This is a genomic window from Vibrio sp. 2033 (genome assembly GCF_033339735.1).
Genome location: NZ_JAWOVC010000456.1, coordinates 1 through 620 on the forward strand (window position 1 = coordinate 1; position 620 = coordinate 620).

At 42.7% G+C, this 620-nt stretch carries 1 pseudogene; it reads right to left on the bottom strand.

The features are described from left to right. Nucleotides 1-393, bottom strand: a pseudogene (locus tag R7P74_RS27165) (mechanosensitive ion channel family protein); the annotation flags it as partial. Nucleotides 394-620: the final 227 nt, after the last annotated feature.

Consider the following 620-nt stretch of genomic DNA (forward strand, 5'->3'; position numbering starts at 1 on the left):
GGTTTCGTCTCGGTTTTTCTGTTCCAGAACGAAATCTTCGATATTGGTGATCAGTCGCATGACGGTCCATACGAAGACGCTGATAATAAGAATCAGCTTGAGCGTGCTCAGCCAATTGATCTTGTCATTCAGTTCGCTTTCTAAAATGATGCCGAGTGACACCGTAGCAGGCCAACACCAAATGAGTGTGCTCACTGGCGCTTTGAGCGCATCAAGCAACATGTTATCCCAATGAAAAGGGGTTTTCTCGACAAGAATTGCAAGACGTGAACGGATCACTCGCCAAGCGATCCATGCGATAAAACTGGCTAACGTGATAAAAAGAACACTTCCGCTCCAATCCTGACTATGCGCTTGTACATAGTTTTGTAAATCGGTAAACCACTGTGACATAAGTAACTTTTATTTCTGATGAACCATGGTGGGAAAGGTAGCAGATATTGAAGTATCACCCCAGTAATTTCCGGGATTTCATCCATTTATCACTATTATCTGATGAATTTTGAATCGAAAGCGGACGCGTGCAAGCCTTGCCATACCTTTGCTGAGCGCAAATATTCGAACGATCAATTATAAGTTCTCTGACTTATCGCTAACATTTATCTCAAGAAAGTGTGAGA